The 14,439-nt window shown below is 68.5% G+C and carries 13 protein-coding genes and 1 riboswitch; of the genes, 10 read left to right on the forward strand and 3 right to left on the reverse strand.

Features of this window, described 5'->3' with window-relative positions; genetic code table 11:
* Window positions 1-7 precede the first annotated feature (7 nt).
* The 3 genes from ACP26O_RS23745 to ACP26O_RS23755 are packed head-to-tail and all read left to right on the forward strand — an operon-like array spanning window position 8 to window position 5,102.
* The gene (locus tag ACP26O_RS23745) at window positions 8-1,534 is read left to right on the forward strand and encodes an efflux RND transporter periplasmic adaptor subunit (protein WP_175664473.1); all 1,527 of its coding nucleotides are present in this window, start codon (window positions 8-10) and stop codon (window positions 1,532-1,534) included.
* A complete protein-coding gene (locus ACP26O_RS23750; RefSeq protein ID WP_175664474.1) occupies window positions 1,531-4,737 on the forward strand; it encodes an efflux RND transporter permease subunit in 3,207 nt (1,068 codons plus the stop codon). Before ACP26O_RS23745 ends, ACP26O_RS23750 begins: the two co-directional genes overlap by 4 nt.
* Window positions 4,734-5,102 (forward strand): copper-binding protein, encoded by a 369-nt coding sequence (locus tag ACP26O_RS23755; RefSeq protein WP_175664475.1) that lies wholly within the window; start codon window positions 4,734-4,736, stop codon window positions 5,100-5,102. Before ACP26O_RS23750 ends, ACP26O_RS23755 begins: the two co-directional genes overlap by 4 nt.
* A gap of 123 nt (window positions 5,103-5,225) precedes the next feature.
* Here ACP26O_RS23755 and ACP26O_RS23760 read toward each other — a convergent pair whose 3' ends face one another.
* The 3 genes from ACP26O_RS23760 to ACP26O_RS23770 form a co-directional block, all read right to left on the reverse strand.
* Entirely contained in the window at window positions 5,226-6,236 is a 1,011-nt protein-coding gene (locus ACP26O_RS23760; protein ID WP_126226469.1) for a sodium:calcium antiporter, read from the reverse strand.
* Between the two features lie 82 nt (window positions 6,237-6,318).
* Window positions 6,319-6,495: riboswitch (yybP-ykoY riboswitch) on the reverse strand.
* 134 nt (window positions 6,496-6,629) lie between these two features.
* A complete protein-coding gene (locus ACP26O_RS23765; protein ID WP_175664476.1) occupies window positions 6,630-8,045 on the reverse strand; it encodes a heavy metal sensor histidine kinase in 1,416 nt (471 codons plus the stop codon).
* A complete protein-coding gene (locus ACP26O_RS23770) occupies window positions 8,042-8,713 on the reverse strand; it encodes a heavy metal response regulator transcription factor (protein ID WP_012365252.1) in 672 nt (223 codons plus the stop codon). The genes ACP26O_RS23765 and ACP26O_RS23770 overlap by 4 nt, the downstream gene beginning before the upstream one ends.
* A 278-nt stretch (window positions 8,714-8,991) precedes the next feature.
* On the opposite strand from ACP26O_RS23770, the gene ACP26O_RS23775 reads away from it, so the two are divergent.
* The 7 genes from ACP26O_RS23775 to ACP26O_RS23805 all read left to right on the forward strand — a co-directional run bounded on the left by ACP26O_RS23775 (window position 8,992) and on the right by ACP26O_RS23805 (window position 14,354).
* On the forward strand, window positions 8,992-9,378 hold the full coding sequence (locus tag ACP26O_RS23775) for a hypothetical protein (protein ID WP_175659791.1): 387 nt from the start codon (window positions 8,992-8,994) through the stop codon (window positions 9,376-9,378).
* A 94-nt stretch (window positions 9,379-9,472) separates the two neighbouring features.
* Window positions 9,473-9,769 carry a hypothetical protein gene (locus tag ACP26O_RS23780; RefSeq protein WP_175659790.1) on the forward strand — a complete coding sequence of 99 codons (297 nt, stop codon included), beginning with the start codon at window positions 9,473-9,475 and terminating at the stop codon, window positions 9,767-9,769.
* A complete protein-coding gene (locus ACP26O_RS23785; protein ID WP_175664477.1) occupies window positions 9,766-11,280 on the forward strand; it encodes a TolC family protein in 1,515 nt (504 codons plus the stop codon). Before ACP26O_RS23780 ends, ACP26O_RS23785 begins: the two co-directional genes overlap by 4 nt.
* Before the next feature lies 1 nt (window position 11,281).
* Window positions 11,282-12,577, forward strand: coding sequence for a multicopper oxidase family protein (locus tag ACP26O_RS23790; protein WP_175659788.1), 1,296 nt, complete (start codon window positions 11,282-11,284; stop codon window positions 12,575-12,577).
* Window positions 12,578-12,658: 81 nt separating this feature from the next.
* On the forward strand, window positions 12,659-13,006 hold the full coding sequence (locus ACP26O_RS23795) for a copper-binding protein (RefSeq protein WP_175664500.1): 348 nt from the start codon (window positions 12,659-12,661) through the stop codon (window positions 13,004-13,006).
* A gap of 14 nt (window positions 13,007-13,020) precedes the next feature.
* Window positions 13,021-13,416, forward strand: a complete 396-nt coding sequence (copC, locus tag ACP26O_RS23800) for a copper homeostasis periplasmic binding protein CopC (RefSeq protein ID WP_011660121.1) — start codon at window positions 13,021-13,023, stop codon at window positions 13,414-13,416.
* On the forward strand, window positions 13,413-14,354 hold the full coding sequence (locus ACP26O_RS23805; protein ID WP_175664478.1) for a CopD family protein: 942 nt from the start codon (window positions 13,413-13,415) through the stop codon (window positions 14,352-14,354). Before copC ends, ACP26O_RS23805 begins: the two co-directional genes overlap by 4 nt.
* The last annotated feature ends 85 nt before the right edge of the window (window positions 14,355-14,439 follow it).

Genomic DNA, 14,439 nt, shown 5'->3' on the forward strand with positions numbered 1-14,439 from the left:
GAACGACATGACGAAGCAAACGCTCGTCCGCGCCGTCCTGCTGGCGTGCGCCGCCGTGGCGCTCGTCGGCGCGGGTTACGTCGCGGGCGCACGCCGTGCGGCAAGCGCGGCGCCAGAGGCCGCCGCTGCGTCGCCGGCCAGATCCGACCCGACGTCCGGACGCAAGGTGCTGTACTGGCACGATCCGATGGTGCCGAACCAGCACTTCGACAAGCCGGGGAAGTCGCCGTTCATGGACATGCAGCTGCAACCCGTCTATGCGGACGAAGGCGGCGGCACGTCGGGCGTTCGGATCGATCCGGGCCTGCAGCAGAATCTCGGCATCCGCTATGCGGCCGTCCGGCGTCAGGAAGCGGCCGGCGGATTCGATGCGGTCGGCACCACCCAGTTCGATGAGGCGCGCACGGACGTCGTGCAGTCGCGCGTGACGGGCTACATCGATCGCCTGTACGCGCGGGCGCCGATGCAGCGCATCGACAAGGGCGCGCCGATCGCGTCGCTGTACGTGCCGGACTGGCTCGCGCCGCAGGAGGAATACCTGGCGCTGAAGCGCGGCGGGATGGACCGCGACCTGCTGGACGCATCGCGCGCGCGCATGCGCGCGCTGTCAATTCCGGACGGCATGATCGCGAGTCTCGATCGCACGGGCCGCGTGCAGACCCACGTCGTACTGGCCGCGCCGGAAACCGGCGTCGTCAGCGAGCTGAACGTGCGCGACGGCGCAATGGTCACGCCGGGGCAGACGCTCGCGAGGATTTCCGGTTTGTCGACGCTGTGGCTGATCGTCGAGATTCCCGAAGCGCTGGCGTTGAACGTACAGCCGGGGATGCAGGTCGACGCGACGTTCGCGGGCGATCCGTCGCGGCACTTCGCGGGTCGCATCCGCGAGATCCTGCCGGGCATCAGCACGAGCAGCCGAACGCTGCAGGCGCGGCTCGAGATCGACAACGCATCGCTGAAGCTGACGCCCGGCATGCTGATGCGCGTACGCGTCGCCGACCCGAAGGCGGCACCGCGTCTGCTCGTGCCGTCGGAGGCGGTGATCGCCACCGGCAAGCGCACGATCGTGATCGTGAAGCGCGGCGACGGCAGCCTGCAGCCGGTGACGGTGACGCTCGGCAACGACGTCGGCAGCGATACGGAAGTGCTCGCCGGGTTGAGCGACGGCGATACGGTCGTCGCATCGGGGCAGTTCCTGATCGATTCCGAAGCGAGCCTCAAGTCCGTGCTGCCGCGACTGGCAAGCAGCGCCGGCGCCGGCGCGAGCGGGGCCGCGCCCGCGTCGGCACCGAAGGCGGCGTCGACGACGTATGAGACCACCGGCAAGGTCGAAAGCGTGACGGCCGACGACATCACGTTCTCGCATCGGCCCGTGCCCGCGCTCGGCTGGGGCGCGATGACGATGACCTTCGGCAAGCCGTCCGCGACCGCGTTCCCGGACGTGAAGCCGGGCCAGACGGCGCGCTTCGCGTTCGTGCAGAGCGACGACGGCTACCGGCTGACGAAGGTCGATCCGCTGGGGGGCAAGCCATGATCGCGCACGTGATTCGCTGGTCCGTCCGCAACCGCTTCCTGGTGCTGCTCGCGACCGTTCTGCTTGCGGCGTGGGGTGTCCATGCGCTGCGGCAGACGCCGCTCGACGCGCTGCCCGACCTGTCGGACACGCAGGTCATCGTCAAGGCGTCGTACCCGGGCAAGGCGCCGCAGATCGTCGAGGACCAGGTGACCTACCCGCTGACGACGACGCTGCTCGGCGTGCCGGGTGCGAAAACCGTCCGCGCGTACTCGTCGTTCGGCGATGCGTTCGTCTACGTATTGTTCGACGACCATACCGACCCGTACTGGGCACGTTCGCGCGTGCTCGAATACCTGAGCCAGGTGCAGAGCCGGCTGCCCGCGGGCGCGACCGTGTCGCTCGGGCCGGATGCGACCGGGGTCGGGTGGGTGTACGAGTACGCGCTTGTGGACCGCACCGGCCGCCACGACCCCGGCCAACTGCGCGCGCTCAACGACTGGTTCCTGAAATTCGAGCTGAAGGCGGTGCCGGACGTGTCGGAAGTCGCGAGCATCGGGGGGATGGTGCGCCAGTACCAGATCGTGCTCGATCCGGACAAGCTGCGTGCGTACGGCATCACCCAGGCGGCGGTCGCGGACGCGCTCGGCAAGGCGAACCAGGCATCGGGCGGCTCGGTCGTCGAGCTGGCCGAGTCGGAGTACATGGTGCGTTCGTCCGGCTACCTGCGCACGCTCGACGACTTCCGGCACGTCGTGCTGCGCACCGACGAGGCGGGCACGCCGGTGCTGCTCGGCGACGTCGCGCGCATCCAGGTCGGCCCCGCGATGCGGCGCGGGATCGCGGAACTGAACGGCCAGGGCGAGGTGACGGGCGGCGTCGTCGTGATGCGCTCGGGCAAGAATGCGCTGACGACAATCGACGCGGTGAAGGCGAAGCTCGCCGCGCTGAAGCGCTCGCTGCCGCCCGGCGTCGAGATCGTCACGACCTACGATCGCTCGCAGCTGATCGAGCGCGCGGTGGACAACCTCAGGGACAAGCTGATCGAGGAATTCGTGATCGTCGGGATCGTCTGTGCGGTGTTCCTGTTCCATCTGCGCAGCGCGTTGGTCGCGATCCTGGCGCTGCCGCTCGGCGTGCTGACTGCGTTCATCGTGATGCGTTATCAGGGCGTGAATGCGAACCTGATGTCGCTGGGCGGCATCGCGATCGCGATCGGCGCAATGATCGACGCGGCGATCGTGATGATCGAGAACGCGCACAAGCATCTGGAGGCATACGGCGATGCGCATCCGGGCGAGCCGATCACGACCGCGCGCCGCTGGGAGCTGGTCACGGCGTCGGCCGCCGAGGTCGGGCCGGCGCTGTTCTTCTCGCTGCTGATCATCACGCTGTCGTTCATTCCGGTGTTTTCGCTCGAAGGGCAGGAGGGCAAGCTGTTCGCGCCGCTCGCGTTCACGAAGACCTACACGATCGCCGCCGCGGCCGGTCTCTCGGTCACGCTGGTGCCGGTGCTGATGGGATATCTCGTGCGCGGCCGCATTCCGCTCGAGCACGCGAACCCGATCAACCGCGTGCTGATCCGCGTGTACCGGCCGCTGCTCGAAGCGACGCTGCGGCGCCCGTGGTTCGCGATCGGTGTTGCCGTCGTCGCGCTGTTGCTGACGGCCGTGCCGGTGTCGCGGCTCGGCGGCGAGTTCATGCCGCCGCTCGACGAGGGCGACCTGCTGTATATGCCGACCGCATTGCCGGGCATCTCGGCCGACAAGGCGAGCGAGCTGCTGCAGCAGACCGACCGGCTGATCAAGACCGTGCCCGAGGTCGAAACGGTGTTCGGCAAGTCGGGGCGCGCGGATACGGCGACCGATCCCGCGCCGCTCGAGATGTTCGAAACGACGATCCGCTTCAAGCCCCGCAGCGCGTGGCGGCCGGGGATGACGCCCGAGAAGCTCGTCGACGCGCTCGATCGCACGGTGAAGGTGCCGGGGCTGTCGAACGTGTGGGTGCCGCCGATCCGCAACCGGCTCGACATGTTGTCCACCGGCATCAAGACGCCCGTCGGCGTGAAGATCTCCGGACCGGACCTGCCGGGGATCGACGCGATCGCGACGCAGGTCGAGGCGGTGGTGAAGCACGTGCCGGGCGTCACGTCCGCGCTCGCGGAACGGCTCAACGGCGGACGCTACATCGACGTCGACATCGACCGGCTCGCGGCCGCGCGCTACGGGCTGTCGGTGGCCGATATCCAGTCGGTCGTGTCGTCGGCGATCGGCGGCGAGGACGTCGGCGAGGTGATTGCGGGGCGCGAGCGCTTTTCGATCAACATCCGCTATCCGCGCGAGATTCGCGATTCGCTCGAGAACCTGCGGCAGTTGCCGGTCGTCACCGCACGGGGCGCACAGCTTCGTCTCGGCGACGTCGCACGCGTCGTGATCGCCGACGGGCCGCCGATGATCCGCAGCGAGAATGCGCGGCTGTCCGGCTACGTGTACGTCGACATTCGCGGCACCGATCTGCGCACCGCGGTTCGCGCGATGCAGCAGGCGGTCGCGCAGCAGGTCGCGTTGCCGCCCGGCTATTCGATCGCATGGTCGGGGCAGTTCGAATATCTCGAACGCGCGGCGGCAACGCTGCGCACCGTGGTGCCGGTTACGCTCGCCGTGATCTTCGTGCTGCTGTTCCTCACGTTCGGCTCGGCAGCCGATGCGCTGCTGCTGATGTCGACAGTGCCGTTCGCGCTGGTCGGCGGCTTCTGGCTCGTCTGGGCGCTCGGCCACGCGGTGTCGGTCGCGACATCGGTGGGCTTCATCGCGCTGGCGGGCGTGGCCGCCGAGTTCGGCGTGGTGATGCTGCTGTACCTGGAGGGCGCGCTGCGGCGCCGCCTCGATGCCGGCGAGCCGCTGACCGATGCCGTGCTGCTCGATGCGATTCGCGAAGGCGCGGTGCTGCGCGTGCGGCCGAAGGCGATGACGGTGGCCGTCGTGCTTGCCGGCCTCGTGCCCATCATGATCGGACACGGCGCCGGCTCCGAAGTGATGCAGCGCATCGCCGCGCCGATGGTCGGCGGCATGGTCACCGCACCGCTGCTGTCGATGTTCGTCATTCCCGCCGCATGGCTTTTGCGGCAGCGCCGTCGGGTGCGCAGCGCCAGCCGCCGGCGGCACTCCGATGCAGTTCCTCACGGCATGAACGTGCCGTCCAACCCCACTGGAGAATCACGATGAAGATGAATCAACTGATCGTCACTGCCGCCGCCGCTCTCGCGACCGGGGCGTTCGCCGTACCCGCGCTTGCCGCGGGCGACATGTCGGGCATGGAGATGTCCGGCATGAAGATGTCGTCCGGCGGCGCGGCCGAATCGGGCACGGCGCTGACCGATGCGGAAGTGAAGAAGGTCGATGCCGCGAGCGGCAAAATTACGCTGAAGCACGGCGCGCTGCAGAACGTCGACATGCCGTCGATGACGATGGCGTTCAAGGCGAAGGACGCGGCGATGCTCGCCGAGGTTCATGCGGGCGACAAGGTGAGGGTGCGCGTCGAGCGCGTCAACGGCACGCTGACGATCGTCAGGCTCGAGAAGGCATCGTAAGCGCGGCAATGCGGGCGGCGCAGCCGCCGGCAGCGACGGCCGCGGCTCACGATGCGGCTTCGTGAGCCGCGGTCGGGCGCGTGGATGCGCCCGACGTTGCCCGATCGTGCGCGATGTCGCGTTTCAGCGCGTCAGCGTCACGAACAGATAGCCGACGTAACCAGCCCCGTTCGCGAGCAACGCCCAGATCGCGAGCCCGTGCGCGCGGGCATTGACGCGCAGCCACGCCGCCGCCGCGAGCGTGATGATCACGCCGGTCAGCACTTCGGGCCGCGGCTCCCACGGCGTCAGCATGATGCCGATCGCCGGCAGCAGCGTGCCCTGGAACACCATCGCGCCGGTGATGTTGCCGAACGCGAGCGTGTCTTTCTTGCGGCGGATCCACAGCACGCTGTTGACCTTCTCGGGCAACTCCGTTGCGATCGGCACGATGATCAGCGACAGCAGCAGCGCGGAGATGCCGAGCACGTGCGACACGCCTTCGACGCCGTGAATGAAGCCCTTCGCACCGCCGACGAGCAGCGCGACGCCGATCGCGAGCTGCAGCGCGATGGTCGCGAGGTTGGTGGGCAGCCCGATGCGCGACAGGAACATCGCGTGCGGCGCTTCGGTGCCGTGCCCGGCATCGACGAGTTGCGTCGACGCGCGGAACGTCATCACGACATACAGCACGTAGATGCCGACCAGCATCGCGGCGAGCAGCGCGCGGATGCCCCACACGTGATGCGGGACGAACATCGCGATGGTGGCGAGCGCGAACGCGGCGATGAAGTAGTTCAGGTCGCGCACGAAGCCGGTGCGCTCGGGCTTGATCGTGCCGGTCAGGCCGCGCGAACGGATCACGGCGATCGTCATCAGGAAGGTCGTCAGCGTCGCGAGCATCAGCGGCGCGCCGAGAATCGCGCCGACGCCGATTTCCTCGTTCACGGCCGCATTCGACGTGCCGCCCGCGAGCGCGAGCAGCGGCACCATCGTTTCGGGCAGCGCGGTGCCGACGGCCGCGAACAGCGAACCGGTGACGCCTTCGGAAATCTTCAGCCGTTCGCCGAGATGTTCGAGCGCGTTCGTGAAGAACTCGGCGGCGACCAGAATGACGATCAGCATGAACGCCAGTTCGACGAGCATCAACGTCATGCGGCACCTCCGCAGGCAGGCATGCAGGCGGTCATGGAACGGATGAAACGCGAAGGACAGGCAACGAGGAACATGGGGACTCCGTGGTCGGACGTGGACGAACCATGACGCATCTGCCGACGTCCGACCAGGAGCGGCGCGATGCGTCGATGGTCTCGCCAGACCGATTCGGCCGAACGCGCCACGGCCGCAGGCCGAGTATGTTGACGTGTTCGCTTTCCGGGGGATGGAAAGCAGGCTACTCCCCAAAGACGAAGGGCAGTCTAGCCGAGCCGGCCGCTTTCGGCAAGCTTGTGCGGCCACACCCTTTCATTCGGAAAGGCAGGTCGAGCGACAGCGGATGCGCATGCCGTAGCGGGGAAGCAATCGGCGTGCGCGGGCGTCACGCGCGTGTCACGCAGCGCGGGCCGGGAAATACAGCGCGAACGTCGTGCGGCCGTCGCGGCTCTCGACCTCGACCTTGCCGCGGTGCAGCTCGATGATCGACTTGACGATCGCAAGCCCGAGCCCGGCGTTGCGCGCCGCGCCGTGTCGCGACGAATCGATCCGGTAGAAGCGCTCGAAGATCCGCTCGATCTGCTCGGGCGGAATCGCGGCGCCCCGGTTCGTGACTTCGACGACCGCGTAGCCGGGCCGCGTCGATACGGTCAGCTCGATCGTCGACCCGGCTTGCGCGTGTTCGAGCGCATTCGACGCGAGATTGCTGACGGCGCGCCGGAACAGCGTCGCGTCCGCGACGACCGGCGCTTCGCCCTGCACGGCGAGATGCACGCCGGCCTCGTCGGCCAGCGCCTGGAAATACGACGCGAGCCGGCGCAGCTCGGCGCCCGCATCGAGTTCGACGGTCTTCAGGTGCTGCCGCGCATTGTCGGTGCGCGCGAGAAACAGCATGTTCTCGATCATCCGCTGCAACCGTTCGCATTCCTCGATGTTCGAATCGATCAGCGCCTCGTATTCCTCGGTGGTGCGGGCGCGCGACAGCGTGACCTGCGACGAGCTGATCACGTTCGCGAGCGGCGTGCGCATGTCGTGCGCGAGATCGGACGAGAACTGCGACAGCCGCACGAACGCGCGCTCGAGCCGATCGAGCATCCGGTTGACCGACGTGGCCAGCTCGTGCAGTTCGACCGGGCCGCCGCGTGCATCGAGACGCGCGTTCAGGTTGTGTGCCTCGATGCGCGAGGTCTGCCGGCCGAGACTCTCGACCGGGCGCAGGCCGCGGGACGCGACCGCGTAGCCGAGTGCGCCGACCAGCAGCGCGCCGAGGGCGGCCGCGAGCCAGATGTCGACGCGATAGCTTTCCAGCAGCGACTGACGATCGGTCGCCGTGCGCGCGAGCGCGACCTGGATGGTTTCGCCCGATGGCAGCGTGGCGCGCGCACGCACGCAGCGCGACGTGCCGATGCCAGGCGGCGCGCAGGTGAACGGGCTCGCTGCCATGGCCGCTGCGTCGGCCGGCCGCGGCCGCGCGATCACCGACGCGAGCGTGTTGCCGGCTTCGTCGGTGTGTTCGACGAGCGGACGGTTCGCGGCGTCGTAGATGCCGAGATAGACACCCGGATGCGACAGCAGCACTTCATGGAAGACGGCCGGATCGGCGCGCAATGCCGCCGTCGACCCGCTCGAGCGCGCGAGCTGCAGGAACTGGTTGAGCTTGCCGGCGATCTCGATGTCGTCGCGCCGGGTCAGCTCGGCGGACAGCGAGCGATACAGGTACGCGCCGGTCAGCGCGAACACGAGCGCGGCGACGGCGGCGAACGCGAGCGTCAGGCGCCGGAGCAGCGAATACGGCGCGGGGCCGCCGGTCACGAGCGATCCTCGAGCACGTAACCCATGCCGCGGATCGTGTGGATCAGCTTCTTCTCGTACGCGTTGTCGATCTTCGCGCGCAGGCGCTTGATCGCCGCATCGACGACGTTCGTGTCGCTGTCGAAATTCATGTCCCAGATCTGCGACGTGATGAAGGTGCGCGTCAGCACCTCGCCTTCGCGTTCCGCGAGCAGCTGCAGCAGCGCGAATTCCTGCGCGGTCAGGTCGATGCGGTTGTCCGCGCGCCGTACCCGGCGCTTGATCAGGTCGACCTCGAGATCGGCGACCTGCAGGAAGTCGCGTGCATTGCGCGGCGCGCGCCGCAGCAGTGAACGGATACGGGCGAGGAACTCCGCATACGCGAACGGCTTGAGCAGGTAGTCGTCGGCGCCCAGCTCGAGCCCCGTGACCTTGTCCTCGATCGCATCGCGCGCCGTCAGCAGCAGGACCGGCGTCTGCTTCTGCGCGCGCAGCCGCCGGAGCACCTCGAAGCCGTCCAGCTCGGGCAGCATCACGTCGAGCACGACGAGATCGAAATCCTCGTGCAGCGCGAGGAACAGCCCGTCCTTGCCGTTCTCGGCCACATCGACCGTATAGCTCGCCTCCGCCAGCCCCTTGCGCAGGTAGGACGCCATCTTGGGTTCGTCTTCGACTATCAGTATCCGCATGGTGGAGCAGGCCGTTCGTGATTCATCCGTGATTTCAGCCGGTCAGTGTAACGCGTGAGCTTAGGGCGCCGCGCGTGCGCGAAAGATGACCGGCGGATGACGGAATTGTCATGAAGCGCGCTCGCCGTGCGACGCCCGCGTTTCATGAAAAACCGGTCATGTTTCGGCCATGTCGTCGTCACGACGGCGGCGATAAGCTGCGGTGGTCTTGTGTCCGGAGCGCGCCGTCGCGGTGTCGCTCCCGTTCATCCGGTCGTAGCCTGCCTGATTCCGCATCCATGTCGTACTGGCGCAAATTCATCCTCGTCGTGCTGCTGGCGCTGAGCCTGCCGATCCAGTCGTTCGCGACCGTGTCGATGCAGTGCGCGGGCGCTGCCGCTGCCGTGCCGCATGGGGAGCATGAAGCGAGCGCCGATCATCCGGCCGCGTCGCTTGCGATGCAGAGCGCGCAGGGTGGCGAGCATGCGCACGACGACCACGCACGACATGCATCGTCGTGTTCGTCGTGCGGGGCCTGCTGCTTCGGCACCGGCATGGCCGATCCACCCGCGGCGTCCGTGGCGTCGGGTATCGGTATCGCGTTCGTCGCTTTCGCGCCGTCGCCGGTCGTCGTGTCGTTCCTGACCGGCGGCATCGAGCGGCCGCCGCGCCGGCTTCCCGTCTAGTCCTTGCCCTCTTCCGCGGCCGACCGGCCGCGATCCGCAAACCGTGCCGGCGGTCATTCGATGCCCGTCGCACGACACACGACGAGAAACACCCATGCGATTGATCATTGCGGCGCTGCTTGGCGCGGCGGCCCTCGTGCCGTCGCTCGCGCCTGCGCAAACTCCGCGTCCCGATCCGGCCGATGCCGCAGCGCCTGTGTCGGACGTCGCCGTGCCGTCCGCGTTCGACGGCTACGTGCGGTATCGGGACGATGCAGGCCCGGGCTGGAAACAACTGAATCGCGACGTGATGGAGCGGCCCGCGAAGGGGCACGCGAAGTCCGGAAGCGCGAAGCCCGAAAACACGGCGGGCGGAGCGGCCCATTCGATGCACGGAGAGGCCGCGCAATGACGAGACTTGCGATGTCACCGCGAATCGGCGCGACCGCGCTCGTGCTGGCCTTCCTCGCCGGCTGTACGACGTTCTCGAAGGACGGCGGCTTCGACGCCGTGTCGTCCGCCGCATCGGAGCGGATCGGGAAAGACGCCGTGATCGTCAGGACCGACGCCGACCGCGACGCCGTCGACGCGCGCACGAAGGAACTGCTCGCGAAACCGCTGTCGATGGACGACGCGGTGCAGCTCGCGCTGCTGAACAACCGCGGCCTGCAGGCGTCGTACGCGGCGCTCGGGCTGTCGGAGGCCGATCTCGTGCAGGCCGGCCGGCTGCCGAACCCGCGCTTCTCGTTCAGCCGCACGCGGGCCGGCGACGGCGAGCTGAGCCTCGGCCGCACGTTCTCGGCCAACGTATTCGCGCTGCTGACCCTGCCGCTCGCGACGAACATCGAACGCCGCCGCTTCGAGCAGACCAAGCTCGAGACGGCCGACGCGATGCTGAAGGTCGCGGCCGACGCGCGCCGCGCGTATGTCGAGGCCGTGGCCGCCGAACAGGCCGCGAACTATGCGCGGCAGGTGCGCGACGCCGCGAGCGCCGCCGCCGAACTCGCGCTGCGCATGCGCCAGGCCGGCAACTTCAGCCGGCTCGACTACGCACGCGAACAGGCGTTCCATGCGGACGCGGTCGCCCAGCAGGCGAAGGCGCAGCAGCAGGCCGTGGCCGCACGCGAGAAGCTCACACGGGCGATGGGGCTGTGGGGCGAGCGCACGCGCTACGCGCTGCCCGAGCGTCTGCCCGACCTGCCGAAGTCGCGTCCGGACCTGCCCGATCTCGAACGCTACGCGATGAGCAACCGTCTCGACATCCAGGCCGCGAAGCTGCAGACGCAGGGTGTCGCGTCGTCGCTCGGACTCAGCAAGGCGACGCGCTTCGTCAACGCGGTCGATCTCGGCTACGTGAACAACTACGAGACCGACAAGGGGCACGAGCACGGCTACGAGATCAGCGTCGAGATTCCGCTGTTCGACTGGGGTGGCGCGAAGGTCGCGCGGGCCGAGGCCGTCTACATGCAGTCGGCGAACCGGCTCGCGCAGACCGCGATCGACGCCCGCTCGGAAGTGCGCCAATCGTACGCGGCGTACACGACAAGCTACGACGTCGCGACGCACTATCGCGACGAAGTCGTGCCGCTGCGCAAGACGATCTCGGACGAGTTGCTGCTGCGCTACAACGGGATGCTCGCGAGCGTGTTCGAGCTGCTCACCGATGCGCGCGAACAGGTCGGCGCGGTCAACGGCTACATCGATGCGCTGAAGGACTACTGGCTCGCCGAAACCGATCTGCAGATGGCCGTCGGCGGCCGGCTGCCGACCTCGCAGCCGGCGCCGCAGTCGACCTCGCAGCCGACCTCGCAGCCGGCGCCGCGCGCGGCCGCGCCGGCCGCATCCGCACCCGACGCTGCACCGCAGCCGGCTTCCTCTCCCGTGGCGCAACCGGCGCCCGCAACGCATCCGGAAGGTCATTGACATGGTGTCCCGTCGACAATTTCTCAGCGGCTCGGGCGCCGCGCTGCTCGGTGCGGCGATGGTCAGCAAGGCCGGCGCCGCGTCGCTGCCCGAAGCGCCCACGATGGCGAAGGCCGGCACGCAGCCGCCGCTCGTGCCGCCCAACGGCCGTCCGTACACGCCCGTCGCGACGCTGAACGGCTGGACGCTGCCGTGGCGGATGAAGAACGGCTGGAAGGAATTCCACCTGACGGCCGAGCCGGTCGTGCGCGAGATGGCGCCCGGGATGAACGCGAACCTGTGGGGCTACAACGGCCAGTCGCCGGGCCCGACGATCGAGGCCGTCGAGGGCGACAAGGTCCGCATCTTCGTGACCAACCGCCTGCCCGAGCACACGACGATCCACTGGCACGGGCTGCGGCTGCCCAACGGGATGGACGGCGTCGGCGGCCTCACGCAGCCGCATATCCCGCCGGGCAAGACCTTCGTCTACGAGTTCCAGCTGGAGGCCCACGGCACGTTCATGTATCACCCGCACGCCGACGAGATGGTGCAGATGGCGATGGGGATGATGGGGATGTTCATCGTGCACCCGAAGGACCGCGCGACGATGCCGGTCGATCGCGACTTCGTGTTCCTGCTCTCCGCGTACGACATCGACCCGGGCAGCTACACGCCGCGCGTGAACGAGATGACGGACTTCAACATGTGGACGTTCAATTCGCGCGTGTTCCCGGGCATCGACCCGCTGCCGGTGCGGGCGGGCGACCGCGTGCGGATTCGTTTCGGAAACCTGACGATGACGAATCATCCGATCCACCTGCACGGCTACAGCTTCGAGGTTGCCGGCACCGACGGCGGCTGGATTCCGCCGGCGGCGCGCTGGCCGGAGGTGACGGCCGACGTCGCGGTCGGCCAGATGCGCGCGATCGAGTTCACCGCCGATCGCCCCGGCGACTGGGCGTTCCATTGCCACAAGTCGCATCACACGATGAATGCGATGGGCCATCAGGTGCCGAACCTCATCGGCGTGCCGCAGAAGGATCTCGCGCAGCGCATCGGCAAGCTCGTGCCCGACTACATGGCGATGGGCAGCACCGGCGGCGCGATGGGCGGCATGGAGATGCCGCTGCCCGACAACACGCTGCCGATGATGACGGGCACCGGGCCGTTCGGGCCGCTGGAGATGGGCGGCATGTTCACGGTGCTGAAGGTCCGGCAGGGGCTCGGCCGCAACGACTATCGCGATCCGGGCTGGTTCCGGCATCCGAAGGGCACCGTCGCCTACGAATACACCGGCGAATTGCCGGACGGCTGAGCGGCGGCCAACAGTGGCAAGCGGTGGCCGCGCGGTGCGGCCGCCGGTTTCATTTCACTCACTCTGGATGGAGCAGGCATGATGAAGAAGGGACTGGTTTCGATTGCAACGGGTTGCGTGCTGGTGTTTTCCACGGCGGCGTACGCGGCCGGCGACATGGCCGGCATGGAGATGGGCGGCAACGCGAAGCAGGGCGCCGACGCGACGCGCAAGATGTCGCACGGCGAGATCCGCAAGGTCGACACGGCCGCGGGCAAGCTGACGATCAAGCACGGCCCGCTCGAGAACCTCGGGATGGACGCGATGACGATGGTGTTCAAGGTCAAGGACCCGGCGATGCTCACGCAGGTCAAGGCCGGCGACAAGATCGACTTCGTCGCCGAGGACGTGGACGGCGCGTTGACCGTCGTCGAACTGCGCAAGCCGTGATGCCGGGGCGGAACATGCACACGAAGATCACGATGCTCACGCGGTTCGTCCGCGGCGTCCGCTTCGTCGCGGCCGGCGCGCTGATCGCCGCCGCGCCGGTTGCGGCCTGGGCGCACGGCAAGCTGGAGAGCGCGACGCCCGCGACCGGCAGCACGGTCGACACCGCGCCCGACACGTTGCGGCTCGCGTTCAACGAAGACCTCGAGCCCACCTTCAGTTCGGTGAAGGTGTCGGACGCGAACGGCAAGCCCGTCGCGCACGACAGCGCGAAGGTCGATCCGGCGACGCCGCGCGTGATGACCGTCGCGATGCCGAAGCTCGCGCCGGGTGCGTACACGGTGCAATGGGTGGCGATGACGGCCGACGCGCATCGCACCAAAGGCACCTATACGTTCAAGGTGAAAGGGTGAACGAAGGCTTCGTCGGCATGCTGCGGCTGGTTGCCGTGGCGATCCAGAACGCCGGGTTTGCCGTCGTCGTCGGCACGCTGCTCGGCAGCCGCTGGCTCGCGCGGGGCGAGTCGGCGTGGCAGCACGGCATCGCGCGGCGGCTCCTCGCGACGCTGCGCGGTGCGTCCGTCGTGTCGCTGCTCGCGAGCATCACGGCGTTCTGGGCGCACTGCGCGTTGATGAGCGAAGTGCCGCTGCTCGACGCGTGGCCGTCCGTGCGCGCGATGCTCGCCGGCACGGGGTTCGGTCATGCGTGGCTGGCCGGCGCCGTGTTCATGCTCGCGGTCGTGATCCTGTCGTTCGTTCGGCGCGCGACCGACACGCGCTTTCCGTTCGCGATCTGGGCCGCGCTCGCATGCGTCGCGCTGGCACGCAGCAACGGCGGCCATCCGGTCGACGCGGGGCTGTTCAGCGTGCCGGTGTGGGTCGACTGGCTGCATCTGCTGGCGATCAGCGCGTGGGTCGGGCTCGTGCTCGTGACGGCGTTCGGCGTGATGCCGCGATTCACCGGGATGCCCGCGAGCGAGCGCACGACCGGCGCGTCGTTCGTGCAGTCGCTTTCCGATGCGTCGACGCTTGCACTGGCCGTGCTGTTCGCGACCGGTGCCTACAACGGCTGGCGCGGCGTCGATACGCCGGACAACCTGCTCGCATCGACGTACGGGCAGATCCTGCTGCTCAAGCTCGCGCTCGTGCTGATCGCGGCGGCGCTCGGCGGACACAACCGGTTCTTCGGGATGCCGAAGCTGCTGGCCGCGCTGAAGGATCCGGCGGCCGCGATGCCGGTCGTCGCGTTGCGCGGGTTCGGCGCGGTGCTGCGGATCGAGGCGGTCGTGCTCGCCGGCGTGCTGATGGTGGCGGCCGTACTCGTGTCGAGCGCATTGCCGGGGACGGTCTAGCGTCGCGGCTGGCTGGGTGGTGACGCCGGCAGCGGGAAATCGTCGGAACGGGGCCGGCGTTTGTTGGACGATTTCCCGCTTTTCG

Origin of the sequence: Burkholderia sp. R-40, from assembly GCF_049942845.1 — a bacterium.
GTDB lineage: Bacteria > Pseudomonadota > Gammaproteobacteria > Burkholderiales > Burkholderiaceae > Burkholderia > Burkholderia ambifaria.

Bases quoted from the DNA above. Each gene is read 5' to 3' on its own strand.
- ACP26O_RS23745 (WP_175664473.1), top strand. From the start codon at position 8: ATGACGAAGCAAACGCTCGTCCGCGCCGTCCTGCTGGCGTGCGCCGCC.
- ACP26O_RS23750 (WP_175664474.1), top strand. From the start codon at position 1,531: ATGATCGCGCACGTGATTCGCTGGTCCGTCCGCAACCGCTTCCTGGTG.
- ACP26O_RS23755 (WP_175664475.1), top strand. From the start codon at position 4,734: ATGAAGATGAATCAACTGATCGTCACTGCCGCCGCCGCTCTCGCGACC.
- ACP26O_RS23760 (WP_126226469.1), bottom strand. From the start codon at position 6,236: ATGACGTTGATGCTCGTCGAACTGGCGTTCATGCTGATCGTCATTCTG.
- ACP26O_RS23770 (WP_012365252.1), bottom strand. From the start codon at position 8,713: ATGCGGATACTGATAGTCGAAGACGAACCCAAGATGGCGTCCTACCTG.
- ACP26O_RS23775 (WP_175659791.1), top strand. From the start codon at position 8,992: ATGTCGTACTGGCGCAAATTCATCCTCGTCGTGCTGCTGGCGCTGAGC.
- ACP26O_RS23780 (WP_175659790.1), top strand. From the start codon at position 9,473: ATGCGATTGATCATTGCGGCGCTGCTTGGCGCGGCGGCCCTCGTGCCG.
- ACP26O_RS23785 (WP_175664477.1), top strand. From the start codon at position 9,766: ATGACGAGACTTGCGATGTCACCGCGAATCGGCGCGACCGCGCTCGTG.
- ACP26O_RS23790 (WP_175659788.1), top strand. From the start codon at position 11,282: ATGGTGTCCCGTCGACAATTTCTCAGCGGCTCGGGCGCCGCGCTGCTC.
- ACP26O_RS23795 (WP_175664500.1), top strand. From the start codon at position 12,659: ATGAAGAAGGGACTGGTTTCGATTGCAACGGGTTGCGTGCTGGTGTTT.
- copC (WP_011660121.1), top strand. From the start codon at position 13,021: ATGCACACGAAGATCACGATGCTCACGCGGTTCGTCCGCGGCGTCCGC.